Origin of the sequence: Streptomyces minutiscleroticus (genome assembly GCF_014650875.1) — a bacterium.
Lineage (GTDB): Bacteria > Actinomycetota > Actinomycetes > Streptomycetales > Streptomycetaceae > Streptomyces > Streptomyces minutiscleroticus.
The window spans coordinates 1-15,346 of record NZ_BMVU01000101.1 but is presented as its reverse complement, the minus strand read 5'-3'; the positions used below and the strand labels follow the sequence as shown (position 1 = coordinate 15,346).

The window sequence follows — 15,346 nt, the reverse complement described above, 5'->3', positions numbered from 1 at the left end:
TGAGACTTCGAACACCTCCCTCAACGGCACGGGTGCCTCGTGCGTTGCGCCTCCACCGCCGTCACCCCATCAGTGGCCACTCTGAAACAGCTCAGTGCTACCAAGACGAACGCAACCAGCAGGAGGAACCCGACTCCCATAGCAACCTGTGCGCTGAAAAAAAGATCGTTTGGCCTGGTTCGTGGCGATGCCGTGGTAGTAGTCCAACCGGCGATGCGTGACTTTCCACAGACTCGCCAGCGCCAGACTCCGGTCGCTGCCGACCGTCATCGTGGATGCAGATTGCTGCAGCCGCCTCACGACTGCATCCGCGTGCACCTCAATGGCTTCGTAGCTGACAGGCGACACCGTTTATCACCGGGTTTGGGCAGCACTTGGTGATCACAAGGCTCGAGAATGTCGATGAGAACTGACACCGTTCAGTGCGTGTCTTTGAATTTCCCAGCCGGATTGCCCTGCCCCTCTCGGTGTCGCGAAGGCATCACCAGACGGGCAAGGTGGAGGTCGAGAGAGTCTGTGCCTTCAGGCAGTGGGCCTCTGGGGTCCCACCAGCGGAAAGCCGATACCTCCTCGTTGTCCCGGAAGGGTTTCGGGCGTGCGACGTTGCCGATGAACAGTGCTCCGTACTCCACCCGTCGATCAGGTTGAAGCGTGAACTTCGCGTAGCCGGCGAACCATAGGGGGGCGTCAGCCTCCTGCCCGGTCTCTTCCAGCAGCTCGCGTGAAGCGGTTTGGCGTGGGCTCTCAGCCGGTTCGATGATTCCTCCGGGCAGCTCCCATTCATGTCGACGCCTGTCGAAGACCAGCAGAACTGAGTCGTGGTGCCAAAGTGCCACGAGTGACAGGGGTAGGGGGGCGTCATCGGGCGGGGCGTCTTCTGCGTCGCGGCTGAACGCGATCAAAACGTTGCCGTTGCCGTCGACGGCAAGCGGCTCGATCCGGGATCCTGGCATCGGAGCATGCTGCCGCAACCGGCTGACTGCATCAACGGGAATTGAACTTGTTGCCTTGATCGGCCGCAGTGAGATCAGCTGGCGGCATCTTCTTGCGCGGCTCCGGCCAGACGGACTCCGCGGCCGCCTTCACCGTCCGCAAGCCCACCCCGTACTTTCGCTGCAAGGCCCGGTTCGACATGCCCGCCCGGACATCACGGCGTATCGCCGCGTACAGATCGACCTTGGAGGTAGGTGGCACCGGCTCCCCCTCACCACGCAAAGCACCTCCAGCGTTCCGCCGCAAGCCCCTCAAGTGGTGTCAAAACTCGTCGATATCACTCTCCGCCAACACCAGGCGGTGTCACCACCGACCGACAACCGGTGTCAGAACCCACCGATAAAGCCACCTCAACGGCCAAATCTTCGAGGGCCTCAAGAATTTCTTCGGTCTGGACCATGACCTGCTGATCGTGGGCCGCGAAAACTGAGGGGCCCCGAAGTTTCCGGACAGGCACCCAATAGGGTGTCTTGAACAAGGAAACGAGGGAAAATGGCGCCACCTAGCAAGTAATCGCCGGATTCCCATGAGGAAGCCGTCCAGATCGCATTGAGGTCGAGCAAGACGGTCTCCGAAGTCGCCCGGGAGCTCGAATTGAACCCGGAGACGCTACGCGGCTGGGTGAAGAAGTATCAGAAACAGCAGGAGCGGCCCCCGGTGCGGAACTGACGGTGAGCGAGCGGGCGCGTCTGAAAGAACTCGAACGGCGCAACCGGGAGCTGGAGATGGAAGCCACCTTCCTGAAAAAAGCCGCAGCGTACTTCGCGAAGGATCCCCGGTAGCGAGCAAGTACGAGTTCATCGACGAGATGCGACTCGGCACCGAGAAGTACGCATACAGCGTCGAGTTCATGTGCGGCCGACTCGGCGTCTCCAGATCTGGCTACTACGACTGGCGGTCCCGCCCGGAATCCGCGACAGTTCAACGGCGCGAAGAACTGAAATTGCTCATCGAGAAAGCCTTCGACCTGTCCGACAGCACCTACGGGCACCGGCGCGTCCAGGCCCAACTGCACCGTTGGGGTGTGGTCGCGGGCGTGGAGCTGGTGCGCCGCCTCATGCGCGAACTGGGCCTGGTGCCCTGCCTGCCACGGCCGAAGAGGTTCATCCTCGCACAGGCTGCGGCCGGCCAGGTGCCGGACCTCGTCGGCCGCGACTTCAGCGCGGACGCACCCGGCAAAAAGCTCGTCGGGGACATCACCTACATCGCGACCGGGGAAGGCTGGCTGTACCTCGCGACGGTCATTGACGTTTTCTCAGTGAAGATCACTTCCAGGTTCCGTTGAGGACGAGTGCGGCGCGGGTGATGTCGCCGATTCGGCTCGGGCTGAGACTGACGTGTTTGAGTGCGCGCCAGCGTTCCTTGAGTTCGGCGGCGGTGCGCTCGCCGAGGGCCCGGGTGCCTCTGATCAGGGCGTTCGTCGTTCGGGTGTCGGCATCGAGGGCTTGCTCGGACTGGCCTTTGGGGCGGCGGACCGGGAGGCGGATGCCGATGCCGGCACCGATGTAGCCCTTGTCGGCCAGGGTCGGCAGGCCGTCGGCGGCTGCCTTGTACAGGGCGGGCAGTGCGTGGATGCGGGCGGCGGTGATGTCCGGGGTGGAGCCGGGTTCGACGTCGGAGACCCACAGGGGGGTGCCGTCCGGAGCGGACAGGAACTGCACGTTGCCGCCGAACGCCTTGTGTTTCTGGCTGAACCACAGGTCGTTGCCGTTGTCACGCACGCCGGTCAGGCGGTCGGAGGCGATGAGGGTGCCATCCAGGATGACGTGCGTCATGCCTTCCCGTCGGCAGCGGTCCAGCGCAGTGTGCAGGTCCGGGGCCTGCTCGGCCAGGACATCGATGCCTTCGTGCAGGTAGCGGTAGCCGGTGGCCTGGGAGATTCCGGCGTCGCGTGCCAGGCAGTGCACGCAAGCCTGATCGCGGAACCAGCGCAGGACGAGCACGGCCTGGCGGAACGGGCCCAGTGCCCGTGAACCCCGCGGAGTGCGCACCCGTCGCCGGTGGGCGGCCAGCAGGCGGGCAAGGAACTCGACGGTATGGCGCGGGACGTCGAGCGTGGCAACATAGGTGACCAACGCGAAGCCTCTGGTGCAGCGGACGATCTTGTGGTGAGAACCGTCCTACCAGGGGCTTCACGTCTACCCGCACCCAGGGTCCCGCTGTCCGATCCGGCCACCACGAGCACTTCGCAGCGCCTCACGAAAATAATTTCACTGAGAAAACCTCACTCGCTATATTGAATTCTGGTACAATCGCAAACGCCCTCACTCGGCGGTGGGTGACCGCCCTCCGCGCGAAGTCCATGCCGAGTACGAGGAGTCGCGAATCACCGCGTGAAATGAACAGTCAGAAGACTGTCCGGAAAACGCGAGGCCCCTTACTCATTCCCGCCCACGTCTGGCGGGAGTCGGACCTGCCGGCCACGGAGGCCGGGACGACGGTGATCGCGGACGGCGCCTACCTGGGCACCTGCCTGATCGTCCCGCACCGCCGACGAGCCGGGCGGCCTCTCCTGCGCGGTCAGGAAGAGGACAACGCCGAACACCGGCGCGTGCGGGCCCGCGTCGAGCACACCTTCGCCCGCATGAAGAACTGGAAGATCCTCGGGGACTGCCGCCAGAAAGGCGACGGCCTCCACCATGCACAACCTCACTCTGACCGGGTGAATCAGCAGGTCAAGCCCAACTCCGGCCTGCCCGGGCCCGACCTTCTGCAACACCCGGCAGGCACGCCCCGCGCCGCGTGGGACTGCCGGAGGGCGGCACACGCCGCCGCGTGCCCCCGGTGGGCGGGGGGAGCCCGCGCGTGCGGTCCGCGCGGCGTCAGGCGCCGAGCCGCCGTGGGAGCCGGGCGGCGAGGAAGTCGATGAGCTCGCTGACCCGCCGCGGGACGTGCTCGTCGTCCTCGGTCAGCGCGTAGATGTCGGCGGGCGGCGTCGGGACGTGCGGCAGGACCCGGACCAGCTCACCGCGTTCCAGGTGCGGCCTGACGTGCCACTCGGACCGCATGATCACCCCGCGTCCCTCCAGGGCCCAGCCGGTCACCACGTCGCCGTCGTTGCTCGACAGGCTGCCGTCGACCCGGATGTGCCGGGGGTGGCCCGCGTCGCCGAACCGCCAGAGCGCGTAGTCGCTCTCGTTCTCGCGCAGCACGATGCAGTCGTGGCTGGCCAGGTCCTCGACCCGGGCCGGGGTGCCGTGCCGGGCCAGGTAGGACGGCGAGGCGCACGGCAGGCGCCGGTTCCGAGCGAGCCGGCGCATGCGCAGCGAGGAGTCGGGCGGCGTGCCGACGTGGATGGCGACGTCGAACTCGCGCCGCCGCAGCGGGAGCGCGGAGGTCTGCAGGCGTACGTGGAGCGCCGGGTGGGCCTCCGCGAACTCGCCGAGCAGCGGGGCGACATGGGCGCGCCCGAGCCCGAGGGTGCACTCGACCACCAGGGTGCCGTGCAGCCCCGCCGACCGGTCGGTGAGGGCGTCCTCCAGCTCCCGCAGCTGGCCGAGGATCGTCTCCACGCGCGCTGCGTACAGGGTGCCCTCCGAGGTCAGCACCAGCCGGCGTGCCCCGCGCTGGGCCAGCCGCACCCCGAGGCGGCGCTCCAGGGCGCTGAGCCGCTTGCTGACTACGGGCAGGGAGCACCCCAGTTCCCGGGACGCGGCCGTGAGGGTCTCGCTCGACGCGACCACCCGGAAGAACTGGAGGTCGTCCAGGGAGGAGCGGCTCACCGCAGCACGGCCGCCCGCCGGCCGGTTACTTTCCATGGGCGAAACGCTACCTTGCCCACCACCCGCTTGTGGAGGCCGTCGCGGCTGGCCAGGGTGGGCGGACACCCACCGCACTCTCCGGTAGGTCCGCGGCCCCGGGCCGCGGAAGAGCCGCGTTCCGAGGAGCTGAGCCTTGCCGCACACCCATCGCATCGCAGCGATCCCCGGGGACGGGATCGGCCGCGAGGTGGTCCCTGAAGGGCTGCGCTGCCTGCGCGCAGCCGCCGACGTCCACGGATTCGCCCTGGACATCACCGAGTTCGACTTCGCCAGCGCCGACTACTGGCTGCGGCACGGCACCATGCTCCCCGCCGACTGGAAGGACGTGCTGGGCGGCTTCGACGCGCTCTACTTCGGCGCCGTCGGCTGGCCCGAGACCGTCCCGGACCACGTGTCCCTGTGGGGGAGCCTGCTGCAGCTGCGGCGCGGCTTCGACCAGTACGTCAACCTGCGTCCGGTCCGGCTGCTGCGCGGCGTGCGCAGCCCGCTGCGCGACCACCGGCCGGGGGACATCGACTTCTACGTCGTCCGGGAGAACACCGAGGGCGAGTACTCCAGCATCGGCGGCCGCATCTTCGAGGGCACCGACCGGGAGACGGTGGTCCAGGAGACCGTCATGACCCGCACCGGCGTCGACCGCGTGCTGCGCTACGCGTTCGAACTCGCCGAGCAGCGCCCCCGCAAGCGCCTCACCTGGGCCACCAAGAGCAACGGCATCTCCGTCACCATGCCTTACTGGGACGAGCGGGCCGAGCTGATGGCGAAGCGGTACCCCGAGGTGACCGCTGACAAGGACCATATCGACATCCTCACCGCGCGGTTCGTCCTCCAGCCCGACCGCTACGAGGTCGTGGTCGCCAGCAACCTCTTCGGCGACATCCTGTCCGACCTGGGCCCCGCCTGTACTGGCACCATCGGCATCGCCCCCAGCGCCAACATCAATCCCGAGCGCACCTACCCCAGCCTGTTCGAACCGGTGCACGGCTCGGCCCCGGACATCGCCGGGCTCGGCATCGCCAACCCGGTCGGCCAGATCTGGAGCGGCGCGATGATGCTGGACCACCTCGGCGAGCACGAGGCGGCCGCCCACGTCGTGGCCGCGGTGGAGAGCGTGCTCGACGAACGGCCCGACGTCCTCACCCCCGACCTCGGTGGCACCGGCACCACCGCCGGGCTGGGAGAGGCGGTCGCCACCCGGATCGCCGAGGGACGGCCATGACGGCGCCGACCGCGAAGGGCGCGCACACCCGGCGCATCACATTCCTCGTCGCGCTCGCGGTCTTCGCGCAGGAGTCGACGTGGAACTTCTACGAGTCCCAGCTGCCACCGCTGCTGCGCGAGCACCTCACCAGCGCCGCCGTCGTGGGACTGCTCATGGGCATGGACAACCTGCTCGGCATCTTCATCCAGCCGTGGATCGGCAACCGCTCCGACCGCACCAGGACCTCCTGGGGCCGGCGCATGCCCTACCTGGTGGCAGGGATGCCGGTGGCCGCCGCGCTGTTCGTCGTCATCCCGCACGCCTCGGGGTCCCTGCCGCTGCTGATCGCCGTCATGTTCTCGTACGCGCTGGTCGCCAACACCTTCAAGCCGATCGCCGAGGCGCTCGTCCCGGACTTCGTCGCACCCGAGCGGCGCAGCCGGGCCAACGCGGCGGTGAAGATCGCCTCCAGCCTCACGGTCATCGTCACGGCGCTGCTCAGCCTGCTCCTCGTCGACGACCACCTGTACGTCGCCTTCACCGTCCCCGCGGCCCTCATGCTCCTCTCGGTCGCGGTCCTCGCCGCGACGGTGCGCGACAACCGGTCCCCGGCCTACCGGGCGGCCGTGGCCGAGGCCGCGGAGGCCGCCGCGGCCGACCACGCGGAGCCCCGCGTGCGCGACACCTTCCTCGACATCCTCCGGTCCCCCGACCGCAGCCGGCTGCTGCTGCTCGCCGCCATCCTGCTGTTCAGCAGCGCCTGGGCGGCGTCCCGCTCCCTGGTCACGCCGTACGGCATGGAGGCCCTGGACCTCACCCGCGGCGAGGCCGGCGGCCTGACCCTGCCGAGCGGGGTCGCCTTCCTGCTGGCCGCTTACCCGTCGGCGCTGTTCGCCGAGCGCTACGGGCGGCTGCGCGTGATGACGGCGGGCATGTGCGTGTTCGTGGTGGCCATGGTGCTGGGCACGCTCGCCCAGAACCCGACCGGGACCGTGGTGGCCCTGTGCGTCGGCGCGGCGGGCGCGAGCAGCTTCCTGGTCAACGCCGTGGTGGTGCTGTGGAACCTGGCCCCATCCGCCCGGGTCTTCGGCACCTACGCCGGGATGTACACCGTCAGCTGGGCGAGCGGCGGCTTCCTGGGCCCCGCCCTGGTCGGCGCGATGGTCGACGTGAACGGCTGGCCGCTGATGCTCCTGGACATCGCCCTGGTGGCCTCCCTGTCCGTGGCGGTCATCATCAGGATCAGCAGGCTGCAGCGGCGCAGACCCGCCGCCACCGTCGCATGACCGCCGCCCGGCCCCGCCGGGCCCGCGACCGCGGCCGGAGGACGACGCACGGGCGACCAAGAGAGACACGAGAGACGAGGACCGCGTGCCCCGCATCCTGATCACCACCGACTACCTACGGCCGGACGACGACGTCGACCGGTACCTCACCGGGCACGGCCACACCACGGTGCACGCCCCGCTCGCCGGCCGGAGCGGCCCCGAGGCGCTGGTGGCCGCTCTCCGGGACGCCGACGCCGCGCTCGTCGGGCACGACCCGCTGACCGCCGAGGTGCTGTCCCGCGCCCCGCGCCTGCGGGCCGTCGTCCGGACCGGCGTCGGGTACGACGCGATCGACGTCGCCGCCGCCACCCGGCTCGGGATCACCGTGAGCAACCTCCCCGGCGTCAACGCGGGCGCCGTGGCCGAGTACACCATGGGCCTGCTCCTCGCGACGGCCCGCGGGCTGGTCCGCAGCGCGGCCGGGGTGGCGGCCGGCGGCTGGCCCCGGCACGACGGCCACGAGCTGCGCGGCTCCACCCTCGGCCTCATCGGCTACGGAGCCGCGGCCCGGGCCGTGGTGCCGTTGGCGCAGGCGTTCGGGATGCGCGTGCTGTGCACGACGGGCGTGCCGGAGAGCGGGCGCACCGACCCCTCGGTGCGCTTCGTGGACCTGCCCGAACTCCTCGCGGCGTCCGACCACATCTCGGTGCACACCCGGCTCACCGAGCGGACCCGCGGGCTCCTGGACGCCTCCGCGTTCGCGCTGATGAAGCCGACGGCGGTCCTCGTCAACACCGCCCGGGGAGCCGTCGTCGACGAACAGGCCCTCGCCGACGCCGTGCGCACCGGGCGCATCGCCGGCGCCGCCCTCGACGTCGTCACCGAGGAGCCGCTCCCTGCCGACAGCCCGCTGCGCGGCGTCGACGGCATCGACGTCTACTCGCACCTCGCGGGACAGACCGCCGAGGCCCGGGCCGCCGCCGGCACCGAGGGGGCGGCCGAGATCGTCGCCGCCCTCGCCGGAAAGCCCCGGCACGCCGTCAACACTCCCCTGCCCAAGCCGCCCGCCGGCGACCACGGATGAACGCCGGCCGCGCCCCGCGCCAGCCGTCGAGAGGAAGAAGGAACATGGACAACGAACGGGTGGACCAGGTCAAGGTCCTGGCACCGACCGGCATGCTCGGGGCCGGCTTCCCCGAGGCCACGGTCGAACGCGGCCTGGCACTCGGCGCGGACGTCATCTCCGTCGACGCGGGCAGCACCGACTCCGGTCCCTACTACCTGGGCGCCTCCCGCCCCAAGACCACCCGCGCCGCGGTCGCCCGCGACCTGCGCGTGCTGCTGAAGGCGGCGGCGAGCGCCGGCATCCCCTTGATCGTCGGCTCCTGCGGCACCAGCGGCACGGACGCCGGTGTCGACTGGGTCGCCGAGATCGTCGCCGGCATCCAGGCGGAGGAGAAGCTGTCCCTGAGGGTGGCCCGCATCTACAGCGAGCAGGACGCCGGCACGCTCGCCGAACGCCTGGACGAAGGACGCGTCCACCCGCTGCCGCCGCTCGGCGAACTTCGGCCCGAGACGCTGGAGAGCTGCACCCACATCGTGGGCGTGATGGGGCACGAGCCGATCGTCGCCGCCCTGGAGGCCGGCGCCCAGGTCGTGCTCGCCGGACGCGCCACCGACACCGCCATCGCCGCCGCGTACCCGCTGATGAAGGGCATGCCAGCCGGGCCGTCCTGGCACGCCGCCAAGATCATCGAGTGTGGCGGGCAGTGCACCAGCGACCCGCGGGCGGGCGGTGTCCTGGCCACCGTCGACGCCGGCGGCTTCACCATCGAGCCGCTCGACCCGGCCGTGTCCTGCACGCCGATCCTGGTCGCCGCCCACATGCTCTACGAGACGGTCAACCCCTACGAGATGCGCGAGCCGGACGGCACCCTGGACGTGCGGGACGCCGCCTACACCGCCCTGGACGAGCGCCGGGTGCGGGTCGAGGGTTCCCGGTTCCACGTCGCCGACCAGCACACGATCAAGCTCGAGGGCGCCCGCGTCACCGGCTACGAGACCATGTCGTTCAGCGCCATCCGGGATCCGCACATCCTGGAGCACATCGACGAGTGGGCGGAGCTCATGCACACCGTGCTGCGGCAGCGAGTGGAGCAGACCATCGGGCTGAGCGACGACAAGTACGCCGTCGACCTGCGGCTGTACGGGCACAACGCGATCCTCGGTGACCTCGACCCTGCGTCCGGCCCGCCCCGCGAGGTCGGTGTGATGCTCCTCGTCAGCGCCCCGGACCAGGCCACCGCCACCGCCGTGGCGAAGATCGCCAACCCGCTGATGCTGCACCTGCCGACGCCCGACATGGACTACCTGCCGAGCCTGGCGTTCCCCTCCTCGCCGGCCGAGACCGAGCGCGGGCCCGCGTACGAGTTCGTGCTGCACCACGTCGTCGACACCGTCACCCCCACCGAGATGTTCCGCACCGAGATCGAGGAGCCCCCGCACCATGGCTGAGTCCCGCCCCACCGTCCTGGGCGACCTGGCGCACGAGGTCCGGTCCAAGAACGCCGGCCCCTTCTGGACCACGATGGAGGTCTTCCTGCGCGACGAGGACGGCTACCGCATCGCCGCCGACGAGTCGTTCCTCGACGAACACGTCGTGGCCCGGCTCTACGGGGTGCCCGCCGAGGACGTCCAGATGTTCCGCATCCCCTCCCTGAACGTCGTCAAGATCTCCTTCCCGCGTCCGGTCAGCCAGGCGTCCCTGCGCGACCGGGACGTGCACTCGGGGCAGCACCACGTGCCGCTGGCCCTGCTCCCGCTGCCGGAGCGCGCCGCGGGCTAACGGCGTCCCCGCACCCCTCCGGGTGCGGCGCACAGTCCTTCGTGCGCCGCACCCGCCGGCATGTCGGTGCTCTCTCGACACAGGCCCGACTTCGGCGCGTTGCCGCTCCACGGGCCAAGACCCCCGCCTCCGCCCCGCCTGGGGACTCCGCGCTGGTCCAGCGCTGCGACGTGGGACGCGCTGGGCGCATTCAGACGATCTCGCCGAGCGGCAGTTGCTGCCCGCCGAGCATGTCGTCGATTGCGGCTACACCTCCCCCGGCGCGCATCGAGCGGGCCCAGCGGGTTCACGGCGTCACCCCGCTCGGCCGGGGTCGCTGCCGCCACGGCAGCCAGGCCAAGGCCGCTTCGGGCTTCGGGTCCGCGCATGTGGTGCGAGGGCGCAATTCGCTTGCGGCGGGATGCGCCCCTCAGACTTGGAATGAGCGCAGCATGTGCGTGACGTAACGACGGGACGCGGCCGCGGCATCCCGGCCCGCGGCCGTGATGATCCCCTGGTTCCCTGCGATCACCAGCCGGACGTCGCCGACGGTCAAGTCGGGCCGGAGCGTGCCCGCCGCTTGGGCCCGACTCAGCAACGTGGCCACGACACGGTCGGTGGCCAGGCGTTCGCGGTCGAGCCCTCGACCGGCGATCACCGCATCCACATATGTCTTCGTGTAGCCCTTGTCGCTGACCTGGCACGCACACAATCGGTGTACCAGCTCGCACAGTGCCCGCTTAGGGTCCGGGCTGCGAAGAAGCTCGGCGTGGACGGCCAGGCACTCCTCGCACTGGCGAGTGTGCACGTCGGCGATGAGGAGGTCACGGGTAGGGAAACGCCTGTACACGGTTGCGACGGAGACTCCCGCACGTCGGGCAACCCGGGTGATCGGCGCCTGTTCGCCCCCCTCAGCAAACACGTGTCGTGCCGCGAACAGGATCCGGGCTTCATTCTCTTCGGCGTCCAAGCGCATCTCGCAAGCGTACACAAGCATCTGCGGCAACTCGGATCAGGTTCTTCTCAGATGTTCGCCACGCGACCGCGGCCAGCCGATCATGAATGCCCGTGGTGAAGAAAGGTGACAGCGTTGATTTATCTGGTGACGGGAGCGTCCAGCGGTATCGGCCGGGCGACCGCTCTGCGACTCGCCGGACGGGGTCACGAGGTGATCGCCGGAGTGCGCAACCTTGACGACGCCCCGACGCATCCCCGTGTCCGTCCTCTGCCGTTGGATGTCACCGACACGGCGCAACTGGCCGCCGCCGCAAAGGGGATCGGGCGGCTCGACGGGCTGGTGAACAATGCCGGGGTCACCTTTGCCGGGCCCATGGAGCACCTGACCCTTGAACGCCTCCGGGAACAGCTGGAGATCAATGTCGTGGGACTCGTGGCCGTGACGCAGGCATTCCTCCCCGCGATCCGGGCCGGCAGTGGACGGATCGTGATGATGAGCTCAGCCGCCGGTCGCGTGACCATTCCTCTGCACGGTGCCTACAGCGCCTCGAAACAGGCGGTCGAAGCCATCGCCGACGCTCTCCGCCAGGAACTGCGGCCGTGGCGCCTGCCAGTGATCATCATCGAGCCGGGCACCTTCCAGTCCCGCAACCGCGCCAGCACCGAAGCGGCGGCCCGAGCCGACCGAGCGGCCGCACCCGAGGCGGCGGAGAACCACTACGGCCGCGCCATGGACGCTCTCTTGACGTCCAACAAGAAGACGGAGGCGGCAGCCGGTGATCCAGAGCGCGTAGCAGCGGTTGTCGAACGCGCCCTCACCGCGGCCCGGCCCCGGGCGCGTTACCTCGTCGGTTCCCGCGCACTCGTCACCACGGCTCGTCTGCTGCCCACCCGGACCATGGACGCGCTACTGATCCGCAGCCTGGGCCTGCCTCTTTGAGGAGCCCTTCTTTCCGCAGGATCGCTGGGTCCGGGGTTCGCATGTCCATCTGAAGGTAATGCCCTTGCGTCACGGGCCTCCAGGCCATGTTTCAGGTCGGGGCTCCGGTCCACGCTCGCGCCGTGATGATCATGGTGTGGGGCGCCGGGATCTTTCTGACGAGCAATGGTCGGTGCTGGAATCGTTGCTGCCTGTGGCGAGTGTGAGTCGCAGGTCGCCGGGTCGGCAGCGGCTGATGCACAGTGTGCGATGGCGGGTGCGGACGGGGTTCCGTGGCGTGACCCGCCGTGTGAATACGGGCCCTGGCAGACCGTGCACGGACTGTTCAGGCGGTGGCAGTGACAGGGCGTGTAAGCCCGGCCGCTGACGCTGCTGCAGGCCAGGGCAGATGCGGCCGGACGGATCACGTGAGAGGTCGACGTCGACTCCACGACCTGCCGGATTCACCAGCACGTGGCCCGTGCCCGCCGGGACGGCGCGGGGCGGAAGGAATCACCTGGCGGGGTTGTCACCGAGCCGGACAACCATGGACCGGGCGACCGGCAGGACTACAAGGTCCGGCACGCGGTTGCGATGAGCAAGCCGCAGTGCTGTCATAACTGCGTTTTGCCGTCATCGCTTTGGGCTCCTTCATTGTGGGGCAGCGTCGCTGTCTGCTGGTGGTCGAGCCAGGCTTGCTGTGATCGGCGGCCGCGGGACTGCTGGTGCAACCGGTGGAGCCGTTCGAGTTCTTCGGGGTTGGCCTGGACGATCCACGGCCGTCGGGGTTCGTCGAGCTGGCGGCCGGTGACCCAGCCGCGCTTGATCCAGCCGTAGAGCGTGATCCGGGGGATCCGGGTGTGGCGGGCGAGATCGTTGAGCCACCATTCGTGCGGGCCGAGTGCAGGTTCCAGAAGTCGTCGGTGGTGTTGCCCGCTGCCGCAGCCGATCTGCCGCAGGAGTTCGCGCACACCTGTCGCGCTGAACTCCTCGACGCGCTTGGGCGGACGAAGTTTTTCGGAGTTGAGGACGATTGCGATCGCCGAGGCCGGCTGGCCTGCTTCGGACAGTTCCCGGGCACGGGCGGCGAGCTGGGGGAAGTAGCTGAGCTGGTCCAGCCGGGCGACCGGGCGGACGACCTCGCCATCGGTTTGGTGGCCGCCGGCCCAGGTGATCTGGACAGTGACGCGTTCGCTGTCCCCAATGACGGTCACGGTGATCTTCTCGATCAGGTGCCGCATCAGTTGCTTGCGGTCCGCATCGGTCGTGGTCGGCGCCTGCCAGACGGCTGGCAGGTCCTGAGCCAGGGCCCGAATCTGCTCGCGTTCGTCGGTGGTGAGGAGGCGGGGCCGGGTGGCGGTGAAGCGGTCGTATTCCTCGCCCAGCTGCTGGCGTTCGGCCAGCGCGTGTTCCCAGCCGCGTTCCAGCTCGCGCACGACCAGGCGGTTTTCGGGCTCGGCCAGCTGGTACTGACGCCGGGCCCGGTCCACGGCATAGTCGGCCCGTTCCAGACGCTGACGCCAGATCCGGTCCACCGCCTCGCGCCGGTGCTGGGCCTGCTCGGCCGCGGCGAGGGAGACCTCCAGGGCGGCGGGTGCCATCGCGGCCAGCAGCAGGCCGGTGACATGCCGGTCGAGGCAGGCCCCGGCCAGTTGCTGGCACAACTCGCCGCCGTAGTCGGACTTGAGGCGACCGCACTCGTACTTCGGCCACAGTTTGCCGCCGCGGCCGCGCTGGTAGTGCACGGTCATGCGGGTGCCGCACCGGCCGCAGTGGATCAGGCCGACCAGCAGGGCCGGTCCGTCGCGCAGGGCGCCCATGCTGAGTGAGCGGGCGCGGTTCGCCTCGATCCGGGCCAGGTTGCGTTCGTGCCGGTCCATGTCGATATAGGCGGGCAGGACGCCGGGCAAGAAGACGTGCCAGTTCTCGCGGGGCGTGCGGACCCGGCCGGTGAACGGCCGTCCCGGGACGCGCCGGCGGGGGTCGGTGCGGCTGCGGCCATAGACATAGATTCCGGCATAGGCAGGGTGCCGGAGCATGTTCTGGATCATGATTCGGCTGGGGCGGCGCCAGACCAGCTGGCCCTTCTCCGGTCCCTCACGGGCCCGGAGGCCGACCTGGATGCCGTTTTGGACCAGGAACCGCAGCACCCCGTTGATCAGGGCGAGTTCGTCGAAGAGGTCGAAGACGAGGTGGACGACAGCCTGGACTTGTTCGTCGGGGTCCTTGATGACCTGGCCGTCGGGCAGTCGGAGATAGCCGACCGGCAGGGGCATGGCCAGTTCGCCACGGCGGGCTTTGCCGATCCGGCCGTTCCACATCCGCTGCTTGATCAGATGGAGTTCGGCCTCGCTGATGGTGCCCTTGAGCCCGAGGAGCATCCTGTCGTTGTGTTCGGCCGGGTCATAGACGCCGTCCGGGTCGGCGAGGAGGGCTCCGGCCAGGGCGCACAGCTCGAGGAGCTGATGCCATTCACGGCCACTGCGGGCGAGCCGGGACATTTCCACTCCGAGGACCAGGCCCACGTGGTCCAGGCCGACTTCGGAGACCAGTCGCTGGAAGCCGGGCCGGTCCACCAGGCCGGACGCCGAGTGGCCGAGGTCCTCGTCGATCACCAGGACCCGGGACGGTGGCCAGCCCAGATCGACGGCCCGCTGGGTGAGTCCGTACTGCAGTCGGGTCGACTCCGCGTGATCGATGACCTGCTGGGGTGTCGACTGGCGGACATAGACGACCGCGAGACGGTCCCGATGCCAGGGCTGGATCTTGCCGTCAAGTCGTTCCCACGGAGCCGGCGCCGTCATCGTCACGGGGTTCACCCCCGTCCCACTCGGCCGCGAGCACCATGCGGGCCGCCAGCTCGGCCAGCAGCCGAACCACCAGCTGACGGCTCAGCTCCGGAACCGTCTCCCACCACGGGATCTGGGGAGGTCCGCGACGACGTCATCGGACACCGCGACTCACCACCCTCGCTCTCACCGGCTTGTCGCTCCCGCAACTGCCGCACGACAACAGCGGCCTGGAGCAAGCCGTCCACCCCTACGACCGGGACATTCCCCGACCTGGAGTCGTCTATGTGTGCATTACGGCTTGCTCCTTGCGTGCGGAATCAGCCGCCTCAAGCAGCACCGGGCGGTGGCCACCCGCTACGACCAGCTCGCTGTTCGGTTCCAGGCGGCCGTCCACGGGGTTCTGGCGCGCACCGCCAGACGGGAGGACCATGGAGGTGCGTCCGGCGGTGCGGCGTGGTGCGGGCGTTGTGGTTGCGACGCCGGGGCTGCGCGTGCTCGTCAGGGTGCCTTCGGGTGTGGGGCCTCCGCCGGTCTGTCGTGTGCTGTGCCGTCGGATTCGGTGTGTGAGAGTGCGGCGAGGAGCTGCAGTTTCTCGTCGCTGTCGCTGTCCTTGTCGGGGTAGTAGACGACG

The 15,346-nt window shown here is 69.4% G+C and carries 13 protein-coding genes and 4 pseudogenes; 10 read left to right on the top strand and 7 right to left on the bottom strand.

Annotated elements, in window-relative coordinates:
* Positions 1–419 precede the first annotated feature (419 nt).
* Together IE271_RS38470 and IE271_RS38465 are read right to left on the bottom strand one after the other, a co-directional pair.
* Entirely contained in the window at positions 420–953 is a 534-nt protein-coding gene (locus IE271_RS38470; protein WP_190195105.1) for an NUDIX hydrolase, read from the bottom strand.
* A gap of 31 nt (positions 954–984) precedes the next feature.
* Positions 985–1,194 carry a hypothetical protein gene (locus IE271_RS38465; RefSeq protein WP_190195107.1) on the bottom strand — a complete coding sequence of 70 codons (210 nt, stop codon included), beginning with the start codon at positions 1,192–1,194 and terminating at the stop codon, positions 985–987.
* Positions 1,195–1,542: 348 nt separating this feature from the next.
* Between IE271_RS38465 and IE271_RS44210 the strand changes: the two genes are divergently transcribed.
* The 3 genes and pseudogenes from IE271_RS44210 to IE271_RS42935 all read left to right on the top strand — a co-directional run.
* The gene (locus tag IE271_RS44210) at positions 1,543–1,662 is read left to right on the top strand and encodes a transposase (RefSeq protein WP_190195104.1); all 120 of its coding nucleotides are present in this window, start codon (positions 1,543–1,545) and stop codon (positions 1,660–1,662) included.
* A gap of 139 nt (positions 1,663–1,801) precedes the next feature.
* A pseudogene (locus tag IE271_RS42940) lies at positions 1,802–2,014 on the top strand (hypothetical protein); the annotation flags it as partial.
* A gap of 111 nt (positions 2,015–2,125) precedes the next feature.
* Positions 2,126–2,260 (top strand): annotated as a pseudogene (locus tag IE271_RS42935) (IS3-like element ISFsp8 family transposase); the annotation flags it as partial.
* Here IE271_RS42935 and IE271_RS38450 read toward each other — a convergent pair.
* Positions 2,259–3,068, bottom strand: a complete 810-nt coding sequence (locus IE271_RS38450; RefSeq protein ID WP_190195102.1) for a transposase family protein — start codon at positions 3,066–3,068, stop codon at positions 2,259–2,261. The pseudogene IE271_RS42935 and the gene IE271_RS38450 overlap by 2 nt on opposite strands.
* A gap of 314 nt (positions 3,069–3,382) precedes the next feature.
* Between IE271_RS38450 and IE271_RS38445 the strand changes: the two are divergent.
* A pseudogene (locus tag IE271_RS38445) lies at positions 3,383–3,637 on the top strand (transposase family protein); the annotation flags it as partial.
* A gap of 178 nt (positions 3,638–3,815) precedes the next feature.
* On the opposite strand, the gene IE271_RS38440 reads toward IE271_RS38445, so the two are convergent.
* Entirely contained in the window at positions 3,816–4,751 is a 936-nt protein-coding gene (locus IE271_RS38440; protein ID WP_190195101.1) for a LysR family transcriptional regulator, read from the bottom strand.
* Positions 4,752–4,887: 136 nt separating this feature from the next.
* On the opposite strand from IE271_RS38440, the gene IE271_RS38435 reads away from it, so the two are divergent.
* The 5 genes from IE271_RS38435 to IE271_RS38415 all read left to right on the top strand — a co-directional run bounded on the left by IE271_RS38435 (position 4,888) and on the right by IE271_RS38415 (position 10,068).
* Complete coding sequence (locus IE271_RS38435; RefSeq protein ID WP_190195100.1) at positions 4,888–5,973, top strand: tartrate dehydrogenase; 1,086 nt, start codon at positions 4,888–4,890, stop codon at positions 5,971–5,973.
* Positions 5,970–7,241, top strand: a complete 1,272-nt coding sequence (locus IE271_RS38430; RefSeq protein ID WP_190195099.1) for an MFS transporter — start codon at positions 5,970–5,972, stop codon at positions 7,239–7,241. The genes IE271_RS38435 and IE271_RS38430 overlap by 4 nt, the downstream gene beginning before the upstream one ends.
* Positions 7,242–7,326: 85 nt before the next feature.
* Positions 7,327–8,307 (top strand): NAD(P)-dependent oxidoreductase, encoded by a 981-nt coding sequence (locus IE271_RS38425; RefSeq protein ID WP_190195098.1) that lies wholly within the window; start codon positions 7,327–7,329, stop codon positions 8,305–8,307.
* A 44-nt stretch (positions 8,308–8,351) separates the two neighbouring features.
* Positions 8,352–9,737 carry an acyclic terpene utilization AtuA family protein gene (locus IE271_RS38420; RefSeq protein WP_190195097.1) on the top strand — a complete coding sequence of 462 codons (1,386 nt, stop codon included), beginning with the start codon at positions 8,352–8,354 and terminating at the stop codon, positions 9,735–9,737.
* Positions 9,730–10,068, top strand: coding sequence for a DUF4387 domain-containing protein (locus tag IE271_RS38415; protein ID WP_190195096.1), 339 nt, complete (start codon positions 9,730–9,732; stop codon positions 10,066–10,068). Before IE271_RS38420 ends, IE271_RS38415 begins: the two co-directional genes overlap by 8 nt.
* A gap of 409 nt (positions 10,069–10,477) precedes the next feature.
* Here the strand turns inward: IE271_RS38415 and IE271_RS38410 are convergent, their stop codons facing one another.
* A complete protein-coding gene (locus tag IE271_RS38410; protein ID WP_190195095.1) occupies positions 10,478–11,023 on the bottom strand; it encodes a TetR/AcrR family transcriptional regulator in 546 nt (181 codons plus the stop codon).
* A gap of 114 nt (positions 11,024–11,137) precedes the next feature.
* Between IE271_RS38410 and IE271_RS38405 the strand changes: the two genes are divergently transcribed.
* Positions 11,138–11,944 (top strand): SDR family oxidoreductase, encoded by an 807-nt coding sequence (locus tag IE271_RS38405; protein ID WP_190195094.1) that lies wholly within the window; start codon positions 11,138–11,140, stop codon positions 11,942–11,944.
* A 593-nt stretch (positions 11,945–12,537) separates the two neighbouring features.
* Here the strand turns inward: IE271_RS38405 and IE271_RS38400 are convergent.
* Together IE271_RS38400 and IE271_RS43760 are read right to left on the bottom strand one after the other, a co-directional pair.
* Positions 12,538–14,727, bottom strand: coding sequence for a recombinase family protein (locus tag IE271_RS38400; protein ID WP_190195106.1), 2,190 nt, complete (start codon positions 14,725–14,727; stop codon positions 12,538–12,540).
* 486 nt (positions 14,728–15,213) lie between these two features.
* Positions 15,214–15,346 (bottom strand): annotated as a pseudogene (locus IE271_RS43760) (transcriptional regulator); the annotation flags it as partial.

Bases quoted from the DNA above. Each gene is read 5' to 3' on its own strand.
- IE271_RS38420 (WP_190195097.1), top strand. From the start codon at position 8,352: ATGGACAACGAACGGGTGGACCAGGTCAAGGTCCTGGCACCGACCGGC.
- IE271_RS38470 (WP_190195105.1), bottom strand. From the start codon at position 953: ATGCCAGGATCCCGGATCGAGCCGCTTGCCGTCGACGGCAACGGCAAC.
- IE271_RS38430 (WP_190195099.1), top strand. From the start codon at position 5,970: ATGACGGCGCCGACCGCGAAGGGCGCGCACACCCGGCGCATCACATTC.
- IE271_RS38410 (WP_190195095.1), bottom strand. From the start codon at position 11,023: ATGCGCTTGGACGCCGAAGAGAATGAAGCCCGGATCCTGTTCGCGGCA.
- IE271_RS38415 (WP_190195096.1), top strand. From the start codon at position 9,730: ATGGCTGAGTCCCGCCCCACCGTCCTGGGCGACCTGGCGCACGAGGTC.
- IE271_RS38400 (WP_190195106.1), bottom strand. From the start codon at position 14,727: ATGACGGCGCCGGCTCCGTGGGAACGACTTGACGGCAAGATCCAGCCC.
- IE271_RS38440 (WP_190195101.1), bottom strand. From the start codon at position 4,751: ATGGAAAGTAACCGGCCGGCGGGCGGCCGTGCTGCGGTGAGCCGCTCC.